This is a genomic window from Mycobacterium barrassiae (assembly GCF_025822765.1).
Lineage (GTDB): Bacteria > Actinomycetota > Actinomycetes > Mycobacteriales > Mycobacteriaceae > Mycobacterium > Mycobacterium barrassiae.
On record NZ_JACKUK010000009.1, the window covers coordinates 219886 to 239407 of the forward strand.

20 protein-coding genes and 1 pseudogene are annotated in these 19522 nt (G+C 66.9%); 11 read left to right on the top strand and 10 right to left on the bottom strand.

Annotation, left to right across the window (positions count from 1 at the left end):
- Nucleotides 1-121 precede the first annotated feature (121 nt).
- From H7J93_RS01845 to H7J93_RS01880, 8 genes and pseudogenes are all read left to right on the top strand, one after another.
- Entirely contained in the window at nt 122-1324 is a 1203-nt protein-coding gene (locus tag H7J93_RS01845; RefSeq protein WP_267304688.1) for an RNA polymerase sigma factor, read from the top strand.
- Nucleotides 1325-1358: 34 nt separating this feature from the next.
- Entirely contained in the window at nt 1359-2051 is a 693-nt protein-coding gene (locus H7J93_RS01850; protein WP_267304581.1) for an HAD family hydrolase, read from the top strand.
- Nucleotides 2048-2509 (top strand): annotated as a pseudogene (locus H7J93_RS01855) (nitroreductase family deazaflavin-dependent oxidoreductase). Before H7J93_RS01850 ends, H7J93_RS01855 begins: the two are co-directional and overlap by 4 nt.
- A 10-nt stretch (nt 2510-2519) precedes the next feature.
- Nucleotides 2520-2981, top strand: a complete 462-nt coding sequence (locus H7J93_RS01860) for a nitroreductase family deazaflavin-dependent oxidoreductase (RefSeq protein ID WP_267304582.1) — start codon at nt 2520-2522, stop codon at nt 2979-2981.
- Nucleotides 2978-3889 (top strand): 1,4-dihydroxy-2-naphthoyl-CoA synthase, encoded by a 912-nt coding sequence (locus H7J93_RS01865; protein ID WP_267304583.1) that lies wholly within the window; start codon nt 2978-2980, stop codon nt 3887-3889. Before H7J93_RS01860 ends, H7J93_RS01865 begins: the two co-directional genes overlap by 4 nt.
- A gap of 71 nt (nt 3890-3960) precedes the next feature.
- The gene (locus H7J93_RS01870; protein WP_267304584.1) at nt 3961-4842 is read left to right on the top strand and encodes an SDR family oxidoreductase; all 882 of its coding nucleotides are present in this window, start codon (nt 3961-3963) and stop codon (nt 4840-4842) included.
- 3 nt (nt 4843-4845) lie between these two features.
- On the top strand, nt 4846-6399 hold the full coding sequence (locus H7J93_RS01875) for a long-chain-fatty-acid--CoA ligase (protein ID WP_267304585.1): 1554 nt from the start codon (nt 4846-4848) through the stop codon (nt 6397-6399).
- Nucleotides 6400-6422: 23 nt separating this feature from the next.
- Nucleotides 6423-6794, top strand: coding sequence for a VOC family protein (locus H7J93_RS01880; protein ID WP_267304586.1), 372 nt, complete (start codon nt 6423-6425; stop codon nt 6792-6794).
- 1 nt (nt 6795) lies between these two features.
- On the opposite strand, the gene H7J93_RS01885 is transcribed toward H7J93_RS01880, so the two are convergent.
- The 3 genes from H7J93_RS01885 to H7J93_RS01895 are packed head-to-tail and all read right to left on the bottom strand — an operon-like array spanning nt 6796 to nt 8648.
- Entirely contained in the window at nt 6796-7098 is a 303-nt protein-coding gene (locus tag H7J93_RS01885) for a DUF3349 domain-containing protein (RefSeq protein ID WP_267304587.1), read from the bottom strand.
- A gap of 11 nt (nt 7099-7109) precedes the next feature.
- On the bottom strand, nt 7110-7394 hold the full coding sequence (locus H7J93_RS01890) for a hypothetical protein (RefSeq protein ID WP_267304588.1): 285 nt from the start codon (nt 7392-7394) through the stop codon (nt 7110-7112).
- A gap of 9 nt (nt 7395-7403) precedes the next feature.
- Complete coding sequence (locus tag H7J93_RS01895; RefSeq protein ID WP_267304589.1) at nt 7404-8648, bottom strand: inorganic phosphate transporter; 1245 nt, start codon at nt 8646-8648, stop codon at nt 7404-7406.
- Between the two features lie 183 nt (nt 8649-8831).
- On the opposite strand from H7J93_RS01895, the gene H7J93_RS01900 reads away from it, so the two are divergent.
- The gene (locus H7J93_RS01900; protein ID WP_267304590.1) at nt 8832-9170 is read left to right on the top strand and encodes a DUF3349 domain-containing protein; all 339 of its coding nucleotides are present in this window, start codon (nt 8832-8834) and stop codon (nt 9168-9170) included.
- A 47-nt stretch (nt 9171-9217) separates the two neighbouring features.
- Nucleotides 9218-10309 (top strand): o-succinylbenzoate--CoA ligase, encoded by a 1092-nt coding sequence (gene menE, locus H7J93_RS01905; protein ID WP_267304689.1) that lies wholly within the window; start codon nt 9218-9220, stop codon nt 10307-10309.
- 19 nt (nt 10310-10328) lie between these two features.
- On the opposite strand, the gene H7J93_RS01910 is transcribed toward menE, so the two are convergent.
- The 7 genes from H7J93_RS01910 to H7J93_RS01940 all read right to left on the bottom strand — a co-directional run bounded on the left by H7J93_RS01910 (nt 10329) and on the right by H7J93_RS01940 (nt 18640).
- Nucleotides 10329-11735 carry an HNH endonuclease signature motif containing protein gene (locus H7J93_RS01910; RefSeq protein WP_267304591.1) on the bottom strand — a complete coding sequence of 469 codons (1407 nt, stop codon included), beginning with the start codon at nt 11733-11735 and terminating at the stop codon, nt 10329-10331.
- Nucleotides 11736-11929: 194 nt separating this feature from the next.
- Entirely contained in the window at nt 11930-14614 is a 2685-nt protein-coding gene (locus H7J93_RS01915; RefSeq protein WP_267304592.1) for a fumarate reductase/succinate dehydrogenase flavoprotein subunit, read from the bottom strand.
- Complete coding sequence (locus H7J93_RS01920; protein WP_267304593.1) at nt 14614-15357, bottom strand: ABC transporter ATP-binding protein; 744 nt, start codon at nt 15355-15357, stop codon at nt 14614-14616. Before H7J93_RS01920 ends, H7J93_RS01915 begins: the two co-directional genes overlap by 1 nt.
- Nucleotides 15354-16217 (bottom strand): ABC transporter permease, encoded by an 864-nt coding sequence (locus tag H7J93_RS01925; RefSeq protein WP_267304594.1) that lies wholly within the window; start codon nt 16215-16217, stop codon nt 15354-15356. The genes H7J93_RS01920 and H7J93_RS01925 overlap by 4 nt, the downstream gene beginning before the upstream one ends.
- Nucleotides 16214-17635 carry an ABC transporter substrate-binding protein gene (locus tag H7J93_RS01930; RefSeq protein WP_267304595.1) on the bottom strand — a complete coding sequence of 474 codons (1422 nt, stop codon included), beginning with the start codon at nt 17633-17635 and terminating at the stop codon, nt 16214-16216. The genes H7J93_RS01925 and H7J93_RS01930 overlap by 4 nt, the downstream gene beginning before the upstream one ends.
- 16 nt (nt 17636-17651) lie before the next feature.
- Complete coding sequence (locus tag H7J93_RS01935) at nt 17652-17879, bottom strand: 4Fe-4S dicluster domain-containing protein (RefSeq protein ID WP_003928504.1); 228 nt, start codon at nt 17877-17879, stop codon at nt 17652-17654.
- Nucleotides 17879-18640, bottom strand: coding sequence for a GntR family transcriptional regulator (locus H7J93_RS01940; protein WP_267304596.1), 762 nt, complete (start codon nt 18638-18640; stop codon nt 17879-17881). Before H7J93_RS01940 ends, H7J93_RS01935 begins: the two co-directional genes overlap by 1 nt.
- Before the next feature lie 263 nt (nt 18641-18903).
- On the opposite strand from H7J93_RS01940, the gene H7J93_RS01945 reads away from it, so the two are divergent.
- Nucleotides 18904-19518, top strand: a complete 615-nt coding sequence (locus H7J93_RS01945) for a pyridoxamine 5'-phosphate oxidase family protein (protein ID WP_267304597.1) — start codon at nt 18904-18906, stop codon at nt 19516-19518.
- Nucleotides 19519-19522 lie beyond the last annotated feature (4 nt).

The following is a 19522-nucleotide window of genomic DNA, read 5'->3' on the forward strand; positions in this document are numbered from 1 at the left end:
CTGCGCGAACAGTCGCAAAGTGCGCCATTTCCGCGGCGTGTCGGGGACTTTTGCGTCTGCTCGGCAGAATGGAGGCGTGCCGGGCAGCGAGATCCAGCAGACCGTCGATGCGGTGTGGCGGATGGAGGCTGCGAAGATCGTCGCGACGTTGACGCGGGCGGTCGGCGATGTCGGTTTCGCCGAGGATCTGGCACAGGAAGCGCTCGTCGACGCGCTCACCCAGTGGCCCAAAAGCGGGGTGCCGCGAAACGCCGGCGCGTGGTTGACCACCGTCGCCAAGCGCAAGGCGATCGACCAGTGGCGCCGCCAGGAAAACCTCGACAGCAAGTACGCCGTGCTGGCCCACGAACTCGAGACGCAGGTCGACGCACCATGGGACCCCGACCGCATCGACGACGACGTGCTGCGGCTGATCTTCATCTCCGCGCATCCGGTGTTGTCACGGGAGGGGCAGATCGCGCTGACGCTGCGCGTGGTCGGCGGCCTCACGACCGAGGAGATCGCGCGCGCCTTCCTGACGTCCAAGGCGACGATCGCCGCACGCATCACCCGCGCGAAGAAGACGCTGTCCGACGCCGACGTGCCGTTCGAGGTACCGGACCGCTCCGAGTACCCGCAGCGGTTGTCGGCCGTCCTCTCCGTGATCTACCTCGTCTACAACGAGGGATACTCGGCGTCGTTCGGCCAGCGCTGGATCCGTGACGAACTCTGCAGCGAGGCACTGCGATTGGGCCGAATACTCGCGGCGCTCGTGCCCGACGAACCGGAAGTGCACGGCCTCGTCTCGCTGATGGAGTTCCAGTCGTCGCGTTTCGCCGCCCGCACCGACAGCGAGGGCAACCCGATCCTGCTGGAGGACCAGAACCGCGCCAAGTGGGACCGGGCGCAGATTCAGCGTGGGGTGGCCGCGCTGGAGCGGTCCGCGGAAGCATTGCAGCGCAAGGGTGTTGGCTGGGGGCCGTACGCGCTGCAGGCGGCGATCGCCGAATGTCACGCCACAGCACCAACCGCCGCCGACACCGACTGGAAGCGCATCGTGATGCTGTACGACGGGCTGACACAGATCACGCCGTCGCCTGTCGTGCAGCTCAACCGCGCGGTGGCGGTCGCGATGGCCGACGGGCCGGCGGCCGCCCTGGACATCGTCGACGGCCTGACGGGTCTCGACGACTCCTACCTGCTCCCGAGCGTGCGCGGCGAGCTGCTGGCCCGGCCGGGCCGTCAGGCCGAGGCCGCCGACGAGTTCGACCGCGCCGCGGCACTGACCGATAACGAGCGCGAGCGGGACGTGTTGGCGGGCAAGGCGGCCCGGTCGCGGAGCTGAGGCACCGTTTCCGCCGGGTGAGCGTCCTGGCAGCATGGGGTGGATGAGCGTCGAAGCCGTCCTGTTCGACTTCTCCGGCACACTGTTCCGCCTGGAGGAGGACGACAGTTGGTTCGACGGCATCGAGGTCGACGAACAGCAGATCGACGGCCACGTGCAGGCCGAGCTGATGCGCAGGATGACGGCGCCGACCGGTCGGCACGTCGAGATGACCGACCAGGCACTGCACGCCTGGGAGAACCGTGACCTCGAACCACACCTGCACCGCGAGGCCTACCTGCACGTCCTTCGCGAATCCGGGGTGGCCGATCACCATGCCGAGTCGCTGTACCGCCTGCTGACGGACCCCTTGAACTGGACGCCGTACCCCGACACCGCCGACGTCTTGGCGGGCCTGCACCGGAAGGGCATCAAGACTGCGGTGGTCTCGAACATCGCGTTCGACGTGCGGCCGGCGTTCGAATCGCTCGGAGCGGCCGAGTTCGTCGACGAGTTCGTGCTATCGTTCGAGGTCGGCGCCATCAAGCCCGACCCGGCGATCTTCCAGACCGCGCTGAGTCGGCTCGGGGTGGAGCCCGCTCACGCGGTGATGGTCGGCGACAGCGACGAGGCCGACGGCGGCGCGCGCGCCATCGGCTGCGGTTTCGTGCTGGTGGATCCGCTACCGACGGCCCAGCGTCGCGACGGGCTGCGCAGCGGGCTGACCGAGTTTGGTCTGGCGCTGTGAGCGGGCTCGAGCCGATCCGTCCGCCGCGGTGGCTCAAGTACGCGAACAAGGTTTTCGCGGTGTTGCTGCGACTCGGGGTGCCGGTCTCGCGGCACGAGAAGCCCGTCGTGCTGACGGCTCCGGGCCGCAAGACGGGCAAGCCGCGCTCGACGCCCGTCACTCCGATGCACCTGGACGGCAAACGCTATGTGGTCAACGGATTTCCCGGCGCGGAGTGGGTCCGCAACGTACGCGCCGCCGACCAGGTGACGATCACCGAGGGCAAGCGCAGCGAGACGGTACGGATGGTCGAACTGAGCGCCGAGGACGCCCGCCCCGTCCTGCGTCAGTTCCCGGTGCTGGTGTAGGCGGGTGTCGACATCATGAAACGCGCAGGCGTCCTGACGACGGGCACGCCCGAGGAGTTGGAGGGGTTGGCCGGACGACTGCCCGTGTTTCGGATCGACCCCGTCGCGTAGCGTTTCAGGCATGTCCGACAGCGCGCGCATTCGGCCGCCCTGGTGGCTGAAATACGTCAATAAAGTCATGATCGGGATGCAGAAACTCGGCGTTCGCATGGGCGACAACGGGCCGGTGGTGCTCACGGTCGTCGGCCGCAAGACGGGCAAACCGCGCTCGACACCCGTCACGCCGATGACCGTCGACGGCAAGCGCTACATCGTGGCCGGCCTTCCGGGCGCCGACTGGTCCGCGAACGCCCGCGCCGCCGGTGAGGCGACGCTGCATCAAGGCCGCCGCGCGCAGAAAGTCCGCATGGTGGAGATGTCAGTCGAAGAGGCGCGGCCGTTGCTGAGAGCGTTCCCCATCGAGGTGCCGACCGGCGTCGGCTTCATGAAAAGCGCCGGACTGGTCACCGGACCCAACCCCGACGAGTTCGAGACCCTCGCCGGCCGCTGTCCCGTTTTCCGATTGGATCCCGTAAGCGCATGAGCGACAACCCTTTTGACCCGTCACTGTGGCAACCGGTCGACGGTTTCGACCTGACCGACATCACCTACCACCGGCACGTCGTCGACGGGAAACCGCAACCCACGGTGCGGGTGGCGTTCGACCGCCCCGACGTACGCAACGCGTTCCGCCCGCACACCGTCGACGAGCTCTACCGGGTGCTCGACCACGCCCGCATGTGGCCCGAGGTCGGCGTCATTCTGCTCACCGGCAACGGGCCCAGCCCGAAGGACGGCGGCTGGGCGTTCTGCTCGGGCGGCGACCAGCGCATCCGTGGCCGCAGCGGTTACCAGTACGCGGCGGGTGAGACGGCCGAGACGGTAGACCCCGCGCGTGCCGGCCGGTTGCACATCCTCGAGGTGCAGCGGCTGATCCGCTTCATGCCGAAGGTCGTCATCTGTCTGGTCAACGGCTGGGCTGCGGGCGGCGGGCACAGCCTGCACGTCACCTGCGACCTGACGCTGGCCAGCCGCGAGCACGCCCGCTTCAAGCAGACCGACGCCGACGTGGGCAGCTTCGACGGTGGCTACGGCAGCGCCTACCTGGCCAAGCAGGTCGGCCAGAAGTTCGCCCGGGAGATCTTCTTCCTCGGCAGGCCGTACACCGCGGAGCAGATGCACGCGATGGGTGCGGTCAACGAAGTGGTGGACCACGCGTCGCTGGAGACCGTCGGGCTGGAATGGGCGGCGGCCATCAACGGCAAGTCGCCGCAGGCTATCCGGATGCTCAAGTACGCCTTCAACCTGACCGACGACGGGCTTGTCGGACAGCAGCTGTTCGCAGGTGAGGCGACGCGGTTGGCGTACATGACCGACGAGGCCGTCGAGGGCCGTGACGCGTTCCTGGAGAAGCGCGACCCCGACTGGAGCCAGTTCCCGCGCTACTTCTAGCGGTTTCGGCGTGGCTGGTCACGCTGAGCGTGACTCAGCACGCCGAAATCGCCCGAATAGACTCGCCGACTGTGAGTAAGAACCCGCTGCGCTGGCTCTCCGACCAGGTGATGCTGGCAGGCATGCGACCGCCGCTGGCCCCGCAACTACTGCCGCGCCCCGACCGCGACCTCGTCGACCTCAGGGGCAAGCGGATCCTGCTGACCGGAGCGTCCTCGGGCATCGGCGAGGCGGCCGCGGCGAAGTTCGCCCGCCGAGGCGCGGTCGTGGCGGTCGCCGCCCGCCGCCAGGAACTCCTCGATGAGTTGGTCGACCGGATCAGCGCCGACGGCGGGATCGCGCAGGCCCACGCCTGCGACCTGTCCGATCTGGATGCCGTCGACGAGCTGGTCGCCACGCTCGAGCGAGACCTCGGGGGCATCGACATCCTGATCAACAACGCCGGCCGCTCGATCCGCAGGCCGCTGGCCGAGTCGCTCGACCGCTGGCACGATGTCGAGCGGACGATGGCGCTGAACTACTACTCGCCGCTGCGGCTCATCCGCGGGTTGGCGCCGGGAATGCGGAAGCGCGGTGACGGCCACATCATCAACGTGTCGACGTGGGGTGTGCTCAACGAGTCGTCGCCGCTGTTCTCGGTGTACAACGCGTCGAAAGCCGCGCTCACGTCGGTCAGCCGGATCATCGAGACCGAATGGGGCGAGGAGGGGGTGCACTCGACGACGCTCTTCTATCCGCTCGTGCTCACGCCGATGATCGCACCGACCCGCGCGTACGACGGCCTGCCGGGGCTGAGCGCCGACGAGGCAGCCGACTGGATGATCACCGCCGCGCGTGAGCGCCCCGTGCGCATCGCCCCGCGGATGGCCGTCACCGCCCAGGCGATCAACACCCTCGCGCCGAGTGCGGTCAACGCCGTGATGAAACGTCAACGCATACAACCCAGCAGCTGATCCATGGCCGACATCACGACGATTGCCGACATCGTCCGCGTCCACGCGCGGAATCGGCCTGACGCCACGGCGCTGATCGTCGGCGACAGGACCATCAGCTTCGCCGAGCTCGACGCGCGGTCCAGCCAAGCCGCCCAGGCGTTCCGCGCGGCGGGCATCGGTTTCGGCGATCGTGTCGCCTTCATCGAGAAGAACGGCGCGGAGTTCTTCGAAGTCGCCTTCGGCCTGTTCAAGCTGGGCGCCGTTGGCATGCCGGTGAATTGGCGCCTCGCTCCCCCGGAGATGCTGCACATCCTCGAGGATTCGGGCGCGACGGTCGTCGTCGTCGGATCCGAGTTCTTCGACCATCTCGAGGCGGTCGAAGGTCAGCTGACGACGGTACGCACCATCGTCGCCGTCGGAGCGCACGGCCGCTGGCCCGATTTCGACGACTGGATCGCCGAATATCCCTACGAAGATCCCGGTGTCACAACGGAATCCGACGATATCGCCTTCCTGATGTACACGTCGGGCACGACCGGACTGCCCAAGGGCGTCATGCTCTCCAGCGGCAACTATCTCTGCAAGGCCACCGGGATCGCCAAGGAGTGGCGGTTCAGCGCCGACAGCGTCAGCCTGGCAGTGATGCCGATGTTCCACATGGCAGGCTCGGGATGGGTGCTGGTCGGGCTCTACGAGGGCGCGACGACCGTGGTGCTGCGCGATGTCGATCCGGTCGCGATTCTGGATTCCATTGTCCGGCACCGGATCACGAATCTGCTGCTGGTGCCCGCGGTGATCCAGATGATGCTGGCCGCGCCGGGTGTCGAGGATGCCGATTTCTCCAGTGTCCGAGCGATCGTCTACGGCGCCTCGCCGATCACCGACGACGTGCTCGTCAGAGGTCTCGAACGCTTCAAGTGCGAGCTCCTCCAGGTATACGGCATGACCGAAACCACCGGCTCCGTAACGCAACTCGACGAGCACGACCCGATAGGACGGCCGCACCTGCTGCGCTCGTGCGGTAAGCCTTTCCCGTGGGTCGAGGTGCGCATCGTCGACGACCAAGGCCGCGACGTACCCGTCGGCACCATCGGCGAGGTGTGGACACGCTCGGCGCAGAACATGCTCGGCTACTGGAACAACCCGGCGGCCACGGCTGCGACGATCACCGACGACGGCTGGCTCAAGACCGGCGACGCCGGCTACGTCGACCGCGACGGCTTCATCTATCTGCACGACCGGAAGAAAGACATGATCGTCTCCGGCGGCGAGAACGTGTACCCCATCGAGGTCGAGAACGCCCTGATGACGCACCCCGGCGTCGATGACGTCGCCGTCGTCGGCGTGCCCGACGACAAGTGGGGTGAGGCGGTGAAGGCCATCGTCGTAGCTGCCGCCGGCAATGCACCCACGGAAGCGGAACTCATCGCCTACGCACGCGAGCGCCTGGCGGGGTTCAAGCTGCCCAAGTCGGTCGATTTCGTCGAGGTGTTGCCCCGCAACCCCAGCGGCAAGCTGCTGAAACGAGAGCTGCGCGAGCCGTACTGGGCGGGCGTCGATCGGCGTATCGGCTGAGCAGCCGTGATAGACACGTTCGTATGGAGATCCTGGCCAGCCGCATGCTCATCCGGCCGGCGGACTATCAACGCTCGCTGACGTTCTACCGCGACGAGATCGGGTTGGCGATCGCCCGTGACTACGGTGCGGGGACGGTGTTCTACGCCGGTCAGTCGCTGATCGAACTCGCCGGCCATGGCACGCCGAGCGCGGGCGGCACGATGTGGCTACAGGTCCGCGATGTGTACGCCACCGAGGAGGAACTGAAAAGCCGCGGCGTGCCGATCACCCGTGAGGCCCGTCAGGAGCCGTGGGGGCTGCACGAGCTGCACGTCACCGATCCCGACGGCGTACTGCTGATCTTCGTGCAGGTCCCCGAGAACCATCCGCTGCGGCGCGACAACCGCCAGTAGCTCAGCGGGCAATGGCCAGCGGCCAGCCGACGGAGGCCAGCCGCGCGGCCACCTGGTGGATTTCCTCGGGATTCGGTTCCTGGTCGGTGACCGTATGGATCGCGGCCCGGATCTCCTGCTCGCTGACCGTGTCCGACGAGGCGCCCTTGAGCACGGCCTGCGCGGCCTTGACGACCTCTTCCTCGGTGAGCGATCGCTTCAGCAGCGCGAGCAGCGCGAAGTAGTCCTTCGGCGGCACACCCTCCGGATAGCCCCGGTGCAGCCACCCGAGCACGGTGTCCAGAACGCCCTGATTCGCAGTCATGTTGTGCCAGCTCACTTCTTGGGCAGGAAGGGGAACAGGTCGATACCGGTGTGATGGATGATCGTCGCCCGCGTGATCCAGAGGACCGCGGTGAGAATCACCCAGCCGACGAACACGAACAGCGCGATCCCCGCGAACCTCTTCACCGGATTGGGTGCGACCGTCGTGCCGTCGGCGTCGTGGCCGCCGGCGCCGCTGGAGAACGCCACCAGTCCAGCGGCGAACACCGCGGGCAGCCCTGCGCCGAGGAGCAGTCCCACCGCGAGCACCTTGAGGATGCTCTCGAAATGCGTCATCGATGTTCCTTAGACCGTGACCGGTGCCTTGAGTTGCTTGGCCTCACGGACTTCCGCAGGCACCACGGAGTTCGTGGCGCTGTCCCATTCCGCGTTGACGTTGGTGCTGTCGACCTTCTGCTGCTGGGCGCGCCACCACATGTAGAAGGACAAGCCGACCAGGACACCGAAGATCAGGCCGTCGCCGGCCAACGCCGAGCCGGTCAGTGTCTTGACGGCGTCGGACAGCCAGTACGACAGCGCGCCGACGAGTCCTGCGGCGGGCAGCGTGATGAGCCATGCGACGGCCATCCGGCCCGCCACCGCCCAGCGCACCGCGGCACCGGGCTTGCCGACGCCGCTGCCCAGGATCGATCCCGTGGCGACGTGGGTGGTGGACAGTGCCATGCCCGCGGCGCTGGAGCTCAAGATGATTGCGGCCGAGGATGCTTCGGCGGCGAAGCCCTGCGGCGAGTCGATCTCGACGAGGCCCTTGCCCAGCGTGCGGATGACGCGCCAGCCGCCGAGGTAGGTGCCGAGGCCGATGGCCACCGCGCAGCTGAAGATGATCCAGAACGGCAGACCCTGTTCCTTCACATCGCCCGACAGATGACCGGTGGTGATGAGCGCGAGCGCGATGACGCCCATGGTCTTCTGCGCATCGTTGGTGCCGTGGGACAGCGCCACCAGGGACGCGGTCGCGATCTGGCCCCAGCGGAAGCCTTCTCGGCGCCGACTCTCGGCGATCCTGCGGGTGAGCCGGTACACCAGCCAGGTGCCGCATCCGGCGACCAGGCACGCGATGATGGGCGCGGCGACGGCGGGGATCAGCACCTTGCCGGTGACGCCGGACCAGTTGACGCCTGCCATGCCGAGTGCGGCGAGGCCCGCGCCGATGAGACCGCCGAAGAGGGCGTGCGATGAGCTGGACGGGATGCCGAAAAGCCAGGTGAGCAGGTTCCAGAGGATGCCGCCGATGAGGCCGGCGAAGATGATCGTCAGACCGGCGGACGCATCGATGTTCGGGATGAGCGCGCCGGTCTTGCCGTCCTGGACCTTCAGGACCGAGGTGGTGACGGTTACCGCGACTTCGACCGAGAGGAAGGCGCCGACGAGGTTGAGGATGCCTGCCAGCAGCACTGCCGTCCTCGGCTTCAACGCTCCGGTGGCGATCGACGTGGCCATCGCGTTACCGGTGTCGTGGAATCCGTTGGTGAAGTCGAATGCCAGGGCGGTAGCGATCAGCAGCACGAGGATGATCAGCTCTGCGCTCACGGCCATATTCTGCGGCCTGGCGAGGCGATTTGCCTAACTCATGACCACCTATGAAGGGTGTGTCGAACAGGCAGTTCATCTGACCAGGGCATGTGTTCACCCATTGTTCAACTTGTGGGCAGGAAGTGTTCGCCTATTGCGACGCCGACCCGTCGTCTGGAGCCGCATTAGCATCGGTCTTTGATGGCGCGCGCGACGATTCGGAGGGAGGGGAAGGCAACAGTGACCTTTCTGGCCAAAATCGTCGCGTGGATCACATCCGGCTATCCGGAGGGGGTGCCGGGCCCCGACCGGGTGCCGCTGTTCGCCCTTCTCAAGCGCCGCCTGTCCGACGATGAGGTGAAGGCCGTCGCGCGGGAGCTGAAGGATCTCGGGGACTTCGACAGCGCCGACATCGGGGTGCTGATCACCCAGATCACCGATGAGCTCCCGACGCCCGACGACATCGAACGGGTGCGGCAGCGGTTGGCCGCCAAGGGCTGGCCGCTCGACGACCCGCGCGATCCGGAGGAGGACGCATAGCCGTCCTACGCCCCGTCGCCGTGCCGTCCGGAGCTTCGGCGTTGTCGGTGTTGCCGGTTGTCGAGGACGTGCTGGGCGGGCGCGCGACGGTATTGCCGGTGCCGGCTGGCGATGATCGCGAAACCTCTTTGCTCACAACGTCATTGCGGGCAGGTTCGGAGATCGATGACGATGTGGCTGTTGTCATATCGACCTCCGGCACGACGGGTACGCCGAAGGGCGCCTTGCTGACCGCCTCGGCATTGATGGCAAGTGCGACGGCGACACACGATCGGCTTGGCGGTGCCGGGCAGTGGTTGCTGGCGTTGCCCGCGCATCACATCGCCGGGTTTCAAGTGTTGGTACGCAGCGTGGTCGCGGGCGTTGCGCCGGTGGCGATCTCGGCAGGCTTCTCGGCGGAGGAACTGGTGTCGGCGGTGGCCTCGCTTGGCTCGGGGCGACGTTACGTGTCATTGGTCGCGGCACAGCTGGACAAGTCTCTGGGCGATCCCGGGGCCTCCGAGGCGTTGGCGTCGATGGATGCGGTGCTGATCGGCGGGGGACCGATGCCCGCGGGTGTCGCCGAGAGAGCGGCGGCCGCGGGAATTCGCGTGGTGCGGACATACGGCATGAGCGAGACCGCGGGCGGCTGCGTGTACGACGGGGTGCCGCTCGAGGCTGTGCGGATGCGGATCGACGATGGCCGGGTGGTGCTGGGCGGTGCGACGCTCGCGAAGCGGTACCGCAATCCTGTCGATCCGGATCCGTTCGTCGAGCCCGGTTGGTTCCGCACGGATGATGTTGGCGCCGTTGATGACTCAGGTGTGTTGACGGTTCTCGGTCGAGTGGACGATGCGATCAGCACCGGCGGGTTGACCGTGTTGCCGCAATTGGTGGAGGCAGCGGTGGCGACGCATGCCGGGGTGGCCGAATGTGTGGTGTTCGGCGTCGACGATGAACGGCTCGGACAGCGCGTCGTCGCGGCGATCGTGGTGTCTCCGGGCAGCACCACACCTACTCTTGCTGCGATACGAGCCCACGTCGCAACGACTTTGGACATCACGGCTGCACCACGGGAGATCCACGTCGTCGACGAGATCCCACGCCGCGGTATCGGCAAGGTGGACCGTCGGGCGTTGGCGAGCCGCTTCGGCTCGTAACTCTTTTCGCCGCAGGCTCTTACGGTCCGCGTTCGGGGTTTTCGTCGCCGTTCTCTGGTGGGCGCAGGAGTAGTTCGGGGCGGTGGTAGTAGTTGATGCGGGTTTGGCCGGTGTCGAGGTCGGGTGGGGGGATCCATTCGACGTCGCCGTGGTCGTTGATGGTGGTGGTCCAGCCGCCGTGTTTGTCGACGAGGCGGTTGTCGGGTCCGCACGCCAGGGCCAGGTCGTTGACGTTGGTGTTGCCGCCGTCGGCCCAGTCTTGGCGGGCGTGGTGGACCTGGGTGCCGTAGGCCGGGATGGGGCAGGAGGGTTTGGTGCAGCCGCCGTCGCGGCCGATGAGCATGATCCGTTGCGCGGCGGTAGCGCTGCGTTTGGCGCGGAACAGGTCGAGGGCTTGGCCGGTGGCGCCATCGAAGACGGCCAGCCACTGGTGGGACCGCCCGGCCAGGCGGATGACGTCGGTGATGGGCAGGGTGGTGCCGCCGCCGGTGGTGCCCACTCCGGCGCGGGATTCGAGGTCTTGCAGGGTGGTGCGGATGATGATCGAAGTCGGTAGCCCGTTGTGTTGACCCAGATCCCCGGAGGACAGGACGTGGCGGCCGAGGGCGAGCAGGGCGTCGTGGCGGCGTTGGGCCAGGGTGCGCTGATCGCGCTCGATCTGGTCTTGGGTGGGGGTGGCGGTCAGGCAGGGTTGGTCGTCGTCGGGGTTGCACATCCCGGGGGCCGACCATTTGGCCAGGATGGGTTCATAGATCGCCCAGCCTTCGGGGGTGAAGGTGCCTTGGAAGGAGACGGTGCCGTCGCGGTGTTGGGGGCCGATCTGCAAGCCGCGTTTGCGGGCGCGTTCTTTGTCGTCGGGTTCGGGGCCGTCCTGGTCGAGCAGGAACAGCAGTTTGTCGGCGACCTTTTTCAGTTCGGTGGGTCCGACGCCGGTGGCGGTGGCCACCAGGTGGGCTTCGATCTGTTCGCGGGTGAGGGTGTCGACGAAGGTGGGCAGGTGGCCCATGGCGTCGCGGATCTTGTCGACGTGTTCGGTGTTGATGCGGCCGGCGGCTTGGGCGGCGGCGGTGGCGGGCAGCACCGGGGCCAGGGGTTGGCCGGTCAGGGCTTGTCGGGGTCCGAGTTCGGCGGCGGCGCTCAGGCGGCGGCCGGCGTCGCTGGTGGTGATGCGCCAGCGGATGGCCAGCACTTCTTTCCACGATTTGGCGCCCAGTTCTTTGGGGGTGGTTTCGGTCTGCAGCCGCGCCAGGGCGCGATGCCATTGGGTGGGCAGTTGGCAGGTCAGGGTTTCCAGCTCGTCGAGCACACCCAGTAGTTCGCGGTGGGTCAGGGAGTCGAGGTCGCAGCCGGCCAGGGTGTCGTGGGCGTCGCGCAGCGCGGTCAGGGCTACCTGCACCGGCGTCGCCAACATGATTCGAACGTACATTCGACCACCGACAAGCCCACCGCGAATGTGACAGCTGAAACCAAAGTGACACAACGGATTTACGGCGAGCGACATTGTCGCTACGAGGCTGGCACATCGATATATCGCTTACAGGGTTATGTCCCGTCACATATGTGTAAGCGATGTCCCGAGACATGGCCCTGTTGGCACTCCCGGTGCCGATCCCCGAAGGATCAGCTGCTCGCGAGCGCCCGCCTGGCGTAGGCACGCACATCCGCGTCCCCGTCATCGAGTGCGCCGGCCAACGCTTCTCGTGCGGCATCCTCCGACGCTGCCCATCGCGTGAGGCTCAGCACCGCGGCCTTTCGCACATCGAGATGCGGGTCGGACAGCGCCCGCGACAACGGCGGCACGGCGGCGAGCGGCGACGGCGCCCCGGCCAGCGCACGGGCGGCGCCCTGCCGAATCTGCCATGCGGACGCGGCGAGTGCGCCCTCGACGGTCGTCACGTCGACGTCGTCCCAGCCGATGGATCCCATCGCGGCAAGCGCGGCGGCCCGCACCAGCGGATCGGGATCCTCGATCAGTTCGCGGATCGTGTCGGCGCCAGTGCCCAGCGTGCCGAGGCCGTTCGCGACGCTGATCCGCACTTCCCGGTTCGCATCGCTGTACGCGGCGGCCACACCCTCGGCGTCGTCCACCGACACCAGCGCGCGGACAGCCTCGATCCGCACCCGGTGATCCTCGTCGGCAAGCGCATGCCGGAACTGCGAGGCGTTCCCGGCCCGTCGCGAACTCAGCACATAGACAGCAGCACCCCGAACAACAGGGTCCGCTGACGTCAGGAGGGTTCGCACGGCACCAGGGTCCGGCAGAACTTCGACGAGTTCGCGGATGCCATCCGCCGCGACGCGCCGCACCGAAGCATTGCCGTCATTCAGCGCCGCGAGCAGAGCCGGTGCGTAGCCGTCCGGCAGGTGTTCGGTGAGCACATCGACGGCCGTACGACGGACTCCCGCATCGCCATCGGCCAGGAACGGCGCAAGCTGTTCCATCGTCGGCTCGTCGAGCGCCAGCACAGCGGCGATGCGCGGCGATGGCGGGGGTGCACCCGCACCGTCGCGCACCCGGGACACCTCCGACGCGGGGGCCTGTCCACCGACCAGATCGGGCTGCCGCACGGCGATGGGTTCCGTTTCGCCGCTGGGCAATTCGTCGAGCCCCGGCACAGGGACGAAGTACGGTGCGACGGGTCGCTTGAGGAACTCGATGTCACCGTCGACCGTCTTGCGAAGGTTGAGGTGGTAGCGCCACTCGACGTCGTCGCGATCGGGAGTGTCGCTGCGGTCGTGGTAAAGCCCCCAGCGCGACTCCGTGCGGGTGAGCGACGAGCGCGCAGCCATTTCGGCGCAATCGCGGATGAACGACACCTCAACCGCGCGCATCAGTTCGTGCGGTGTCCTCGCGCCGATGCCCGCAACCTCGTCGCGCATCCGGTCGAAGGTCTGCACGGCGATCGACAGTTTGGCGGCCGTCTTGGGCGGAGCGACATAGTCGTTGACGAAACGGCGCAACTTGTACTCCACCTGCGGTTGCGGCGGACCGTCGGGATTGCGCAGCGGCCGGTAGATCAGTTCGTGTGCCTCGGCGATCTGATCATCGGGAAGCTGTTGTGGCGCTGTGACGTCAGCCAGGGTGGACGCTGCGTGGCTGCCTGCCAGATCTCCGTAGACGAACGCACCGATCATGTAATTGTGTGGCACGCAGGCAAGGTCGCCTGCCGCGTAAAGACCAGGAACCGTGGTGCGGGCATTCTCGTCGACCCACACACCCGAAGCGGAATGACCGCTGCACAGACCGATTTCGGAGATGTGCATCTCGATGTCGTGGGTGCGGTAGTCGTGGCCGCGATTGGCGTGGAACGTGCCGCGGGTCGGCCGCTCGGTGGTGTGCAGAATCCCCTCGAGCGTGCTCAGCGTCTCATCGGGCAGGTGGCTGACCTTGAGATAGATCGGTCCGCGCGCCGACTCGATCTCGTTCTTGACCTCCGACATCATCTGTCCCGACCAGTAGTCGGAGTCGACGAACCGCTCCCCCTTGGCGTTGACCTGATAACCGCCGAACGGATTGGCGACGTACGCGCAGGCCGGCCCGTTGTAATCCTTGATCAACGGATTGATCTGGAAGCACTCGATTCCCGAGAGTTCGGCGCCCGCGTGGAACGCCATCGAGTAGCCATCGCCCGCGTTGGTCGGATTCTCGTATGTGCCATACAGATAACCCGACGCGGGCAGTCCCAGCCGTCCGCACGGGCCAGTCGCGAGAATGACAGCCTTGGCGCCCACGATGACGAACTCGCCGGTCCGGCTGTTCAATGCCGCGGCACCGACTGCCCGCCCACCGGAGGTCAGCACGCGGACAGGAACGAAGCGGTTCTCGATTCGGATCTTCTCGCGCATCGAACGTTGCCGGAGCACGCGGTACAGCGCCTTCTTGACGTCCTTGCCCTCGGGCATCGGTAACACGTACGAGCCGGACCGATGGACGCGCCGCACGGCGTACTCGCCGTGCTCGTCCTTCTCGAACTTGACGCCGTAGCGTTCCAGCCGCTGGACCATGGTGAATCCGCGGGTGGCAGTCTGATAAATGGTGCGCTGGTTGACGATTCCGTCGTTGGCGCGGGTGATCTCGGCGACGTAGTCCTCGGGTGTGGCCTTGCCGGGGATGACCGCGTTGTTGACGCCGTCCATACCCATGGCCAGCGCGCCGGAATGACGTACGTGCGCCTTCTCCAGCAACAGAACCTGCGCGCCGTTCTCCGCGGCGGTCAGCGCGGCCATTGTTCCGGCCGTGCCACCACCGATGACAAGAACGTCGCAGTCGAGGCGGATGGCGTCGTCGAGTGCGGGTACTTCCACTAGCTGACCAACTCCGAATGATCGAGGGCGGCAATCACTTCAGCCCGCAATGCGGTGCGGGCGACGGTGGTGTCGCGGGGTGAGGGAACGTCGAGCAGGGCACGCAGCGGTTGGCCCGCCCGGCCGAGCACGGCGATGCGATCGCCGATGAGCAGCGCCTCGTCCACGTCGTGGGTGACGAAGACGACGGTCGTCGGGTGCGCACGCCAGGTGTCGATGAGCAGACGCTGCATGGTGGCGCGCGTCTGGGTATCGAGGGCACCGAACGGCTCGTCCATCATGACCGCGCGAGGCGCACCGGCCAGGCCGCGGGCGAGTTGCACCCGCTGGCGCATCCCGCCGGACAAGCTCTTGGGCAGGTACCTCTCGAAGCCGGTCAGCCCGACGTCGGCGATCCAGCGCAACGCCTCCTCGCGACGGCCTTGCCGCGGCCGGCCCGCCAGCTTGAGCGCAAGCTCCACGTTGGATTGCACTGTGCGCCAAGGCAACAGCGCGTTGTCCTGGAACACCATCGCGCGGTCGCGCGACGTGGTGGCGACCCGGACCCCATCGCCGAGCACCTCACCCCTGTCGGGAGACAGCAGACCGGCGAGCGCGCGCAACACGGTTGACTTGCCGCAGCCCGACGGCCCGGTCAGCACCAGGATCTCGCCCGGTGCGACGTCGAGGTCCAGTCCGTCGACGACGGGTGCGCCGCCGTAGCTGAGCACGATGTCGCGCAGCGTCAACGACATTCCGGTCATCGCGCGTTCTCCTCACCGCGGGGCAGCCAGCGCGTCACGCGGCGGCCGATCAGTTCGACGGCGGCCGACGTCGCGAAACCCAGCACGCCGATCGTGATGATGCCGACGAACACGTCGGGGTAGGCCAGCACCGTGTACGCCTGCCAGGTGCGGTAGCCCACGCCCAGGCGACCGGAGATCATCTCGGCGGAGATCACGCAGATCCATGCGACGCCGATGCCGACCGACAGTCCGCCGAAGACGCCGGGAAGGATGCCGGGCAACACAACTCGCGTAATCACGTCCCAGCGACTGCCGCCGAGTGTGCGCACCGAGTCCTCCCACAGCGTGGGCAGCGCCCGCACCGCGTGGCGGGTGCTCACCATGATCGGGAAGTAGGCGGCGAGGAACGTGATGAAGACGATTCCGGCCTCGTCGGTGGGGAACAGCAGGATCGCGACGGGCACGATCGCGATCGCGGGGATGGGCCTGGCCAGTTCGGTGAGCGGACCGAACACGTTCGCGAACCTCGGAGACCGACCGAGCAGGATGCCCGTGACGACTCCGGCAACCGCGGCGAGCGCGAAGCCGGTGAGGATACGAACCAGCGACTGGCCGAGGTCGAGCCAGTAGTTCTGCGTGCCGATGCGGGCGCCGAATGCCGAGACGATCTCGGTAACGGTCGGCAGCGTATCGAAGCGCAGCCACAGCCGAACATCGTTGGCCGTCAACACCTGCCACAACAGGATCGCCACCGCCACCGAGGCAATGCGCACCGGCCACGCCGTCCAGCTTCTCCGCCTCGGCGCACTGGCAGCGGATGTGCTCGGAACGCCGACGGCGGGCTCGTCGGCCGTCAGTACCGCGGGCGGAGCGGTCATACCGCACCCACCAGTGCCGCTTGGTAGTCGACGACCGTCGCGCCGGGATGGCCGCCGATGTAGCGCTGCGCACCCGCCGGTGTGCCGAAGGGCAGGTAGTTCGGACCGTCCTTCACCCAGACGGACTTGTCGGCGAACCAGCGGGTGCCGAACTCGGTGTCGGGGACATAGGCGGCACGGATCTGCTCACCGCGTCCGTTGGCCTCGCGGATGGCCCGCAACAGGCAACCGGGGTTGGCGGCGGGTTGGGTGGTGTCAGCGCCGTCGATCCAGAGTTCGCCTGCCAGTTTGGGAACGGTGACCGCGATGTTGCAGACAGGGTCCTGACCGCTGAGTTCTGACGGGTTCTTGGCCGAGTTCAGCGCGGCGTCGTAGTCCTGGCCACGCTCGGCGAACGCCTTGCGGATCGCGGTGTCGTCGACGAACTCGTCGATGTTCAGGTCGGCGAAGTCGCCGATCGACTTGAGGTAGGGCACGTCACCCTTGAATGCCTCGATCAGTGACGGCTTCAGCGTGGTGTCGAAGCTGGTGCCGCCGGGACCGTTGTAGAGGTAGACGACCTCCTGGGGCAGGCCACTGCCCTCGGCGACGAGCCTGGCCGATTCCAGCGGATGCTGGTTGAGGAAGTCGGTGGCGTCGAGCTGAGCCTGCAGGAACGCGTCGAGCACCTCGGGGTGCTGGCCGGCGTAGTCACGGCGGACGACGACGCCGTGGAAGGTCGGGTAGTCACCCTCCGCGCCGTCGTACAACAGCTGCGCCTTGTCCTGGAAGACGAGCAGACCGGGCCAGGCGACGAACTGCGAAAGCGCCTCCACCTGACCTGATTCCAGTGCCGACGCCCCGACCTGCGGCTGCTGGTTGAGCACCTCGACACCGGACTTCGGGTCGATGCCCGCGTTGTCGAGTGCGCGGACCAACGTGCCATGCCCCGCGGAGCCCACGCTTGCCGAGACCTTCTTACCCGCGAGGTCGGAGACCGAGCGGGCGGACGAGTTCGGCGGAACAACAATCATATTGAGAGAACCGGTGGGGCTGTATCCGGTGACCGAGACGAACTCCGTGCGGGCGCGTTCGTTGGCCTGGGTCTTGGAACCGTTGATCAGCAGGGGGTAGTCGCCCATGGAGCCGATGTCGATCTTCTCGGCCACCATCTGTGCGGTGATGGGAGCGCCCGTGTCGTAGTCCTGCCACTGCACGTTGTACTTCTTGCCGGAGGTGGTGGAGGCGTCATTGAGGCGTTGCTCGAGAAAGCCCTTGGCCCTCAACAGGGTTCCAGCGGTGACGGTGTTGATGGTCTTCGACTGATATCCGACGACGACGTTGACGGTGTCGTCGGACTGGGTCTGCGAGTCCAGTGAGCAACCGGCGAGAGCGGTGGCGCTGACGGCGGTGAGCAGTGCGGCGAGTGTGCGTTTCATGGTGTGTCCTGGGGTGTTATCGGATGAGGTAGGGCATGTTGACGGTGACGGCGCCGGTGGGACAGCGCGCAGCACATGGGCCGCAGTACCAACACTCGTCGACGTGCATGAACGCCTTGCCGTTCTCGGGGTTGATGGCCAACGAGTCGAGCGGACAGATCTCGACGCACAACGTGCAGCCCTCGATACAGAGCGATTCGTCGATGGTCACCGGCACGTCGACGCGCTGATTGACCTGGGCCATCAAACTCCCCTAACCAGATTGCTGCGCAGGGTGATTCGATCCCCGCGCATTCGGATGTACTCGAGGTCGACGGGTCGGCCGTCGTCCAGATGGGTGAGGCGCTCCAACAACAGGACGGGAGCGCCGTCGGGTACCTGCAGAATCGCCGCCGAATGCGGATCGGCGGCGACGGATTCGACTGCCAGGGACGCGCCGCCGAGGCGCTGACCCGTGACCTTTTCGATGAGTGCGAAGACGTCGTTGCCCTCGAGCGAATGCTCGATGACCTCGCGACCGATGTCAGGGGCGAGGTAGGTCATGTCCAGCGAGAGTGGCAGATCGCCGAGGTAGCGCAGTCGCTCGATGAATACGACCGGTTCGGAAGATTCGAGTTGCAACCGGTGAGCGACCGCCGGCGGCGCGGCGAGGTTCATGGTCGCGCGCACCTCGTTGCGAATCTCGCCGTAGCCCTTGAACGTCTCCTTCAACCCGACGAGCGCGTCCAGACCATGGTCGTACTTGCGGATGGCGACGTGGGTGCCGGTACGGGGTCCGCGGTCGATGAGCCCTTCGTCCTTGAGCGCCGCGAGCGCCTCGCGAACGGTGTTTCGGGAGACGAAGAACTCGCTGGCGAGGTCCTGCTCCCCCGGTAGTCCATCCGAGTAGCCGCCCGCGTGGATTTGATGCCTGAGCACATCGGCGACAAGGCGTGCCTGGTCGGCGCGCGGACGCCGGAGCGGCGTCGGCTCCACATGCTGCTCATAGGCTTCTTGGCCGGCCATGGTCACCTCCCCCGGGGCTGATCGACGTGTGACGGACCTGGTCAGTGACGCTATCGGCGGATCCTCCCCTCGCCGAACAACCGCGGTTCGAGGCATGCAGGCGTGACGTCAATGCGCCGGTTCGTCGGGGAGCCGACCTGCTGTTAGGCGCCATTCGGCCACCATTGCGCCAGTTATGTACGGCCGAGCGATGTTCAAATCGCGGTGAGCAGAACACCCAGTCGTGGTTCCTCGGTGGATTCACGAGCGAGCATGATGTAGCCATGCGCCACGAAGTCACCACCGTCGATGAGCTGCGCGCGCTCGTCGGTGAGCCGCAGCAGGCCGTCGCCAACAAGGTGAAGGATCGGCTGTCCCCGGTTCAGCGCGACTGGCTGGCCCACTCGCCGCTCGGCTTCGTCGCGACAACTGATGCACACGGCCGCGTCGATGTGTCTCCCAAAGGCGATCCGCCCGGCTTCGTCCACGTCATCGACGACACCACGATCGCCATCCCGGAACGGCCTGGCAACAAGCGCGTCGACGGCTACCGCAACGTCCTGCAGCGCCCCCAGGTCGGTACGGTGTTCCTCATCCCCGGCCGCGGCGACACGCTACGGATCAACGGGCGCGCCCGAATCCTTTCCGACGCGGACTATTTCGACGCGATGGTGGTGCAGGGCAAGCGCCCCATCCTCGCGCTGGAGATCGACATCGAAGAGGTGTTCTTCCACTGCGCGAAGGCCTTCATGCGATCGGACACCTGGGATCCGTCGACGTGGAATCCGACGGCTGTTCCCAGCGCCGCGCAGCTGGCCAAGGCCATCCGCACGGATTGGACGCAGGCGCAGCTCGACGAGTACTACAGCGAGGACAATTACCGCAAGATGCTCTACTGAGCGC

What these genes read in the sequence shown, in the direction of transcription:
- H7J93_RS01885 (WP_267304587.1), bottom strand. Translation starts at nt 7,098, where the DNA reads ATGACTGCGAATCAGGGCGTTCTGGACACCGTGCTCGGGTGGCTGCAC.
- H7J93_RS01940 (WP_267304596.1), bottom strand. Translation starts at nt 18,640, where the DNA reads ATGGCCGGCCAAGAAGCCTATGAGCAGCATGTGGAGCCGACGCCGCTC.
- H7J93_RS01860 (WP_267304582.1), top strand. Translation starts at nt 2,520, where the DNA reads ATGTCCGACAGCGCGCGCATTCGGCCGCCCTGGTGGCTGAAATACGTC.
- H7J93_RS01925 (WP_267304594.1), bottom strand. Translation starts at nt 16,217, where the DNA reads ATGACCGCTCCGCCCGCGGTACTGACGGCCGACGAGCCCGCCGTCGGC.
- H7J93_RS01850 (WP_267304581.1), top strand. Translation starts at nt 1,359, where the DNA reads ATGGGGTGGATGAGCGTCGAAGCCGTCCTGTTCGACTTCTCCGGCACA.
- H7J93_RS01845 (WP_267304688.1), top strand. Translation starts at nt 122, where the DNA reads ATGGAGGCTGCGAAGATCGTCGCGACGTTGACGCGGGCGGTCGGCGAT.
- H7J93_RS01865 (WP_267304583.1), top strand. Translation starts at nt 2,978, where the DNA reads ATGAGCGACAACCCTTTTGACCCGTCACTGTGGCAACCGGTCGACGGT.
- H7J93_RS01880 (WP_267304586.1), top strand. Translation starts at nt 6,423, where the DNA reads ATGGAGATCCTGGCCAGCCGCATGCTCATCCGGCCGGCGGACTATCAA.
- H7J93_RS01890 (WP_267304588.1), bottom strand. Translation starts at nt 7,394, where the DNA reads ATGACGCATTTCGAGAGCATCCTCAAGGTGCTCGCGGTGGGACTGCTC.
- H7J93_RS01900 (WP_267304590.1), top strand. Translation starts at nt 8,832, where the DNA reads ATGGCGCGCGCGACGATTCGGAGGGAGGGGAAGGCAACAGTGACCTTT.
- H7J93_RS01875 (WP_267304585.1), top strand. Translation starts at nt 4,846, where the DNA reads ATGGCCGACATCACGACGATTGCCGACATCGTCCGCGTCCACGCGCGG.
- H7J93_RS01930 (WP_267304595.1), bottom strand. Translation starts at nt 17,635, where the DNA reads ATGAAACGCACACTCGCCGCACTGCTCACCGCCGTCAGCGCCACCGCT.
- H7J93_RS01910 (WP_267304591.1), bottom strand. Translation starts at nt 11,735, where the DNA reads ATGTACGTTCGAATCATGTTGGCGACGCCGGTGCAGGTAGCCCTGACC.
- H7J93_RS01945 (WP_267304597.1), top strand. Translation starts at nt 18,904, where the DNA reads ATGCGCCACGAAGTCACCACCGTCGATGAGCTGCGCGCGCTCGTCGGT.
- H7J93_RS01935 (WP_003928504.1), bottom strand. Translation starts at nt 17,879, where the DNA reads ATGGCCCAGGTCAATCAGCGCGTCGACGTGCCGGTGACCATCGACGAA.
- H7J93_RS01920 (WP_267304593.1), bottom strand. Translation starts at nt 15,357, where the DNA reads ATGACCGGAATGTCGTTGACGCTGCGCGACATCGTGCTCAGCTACGGC.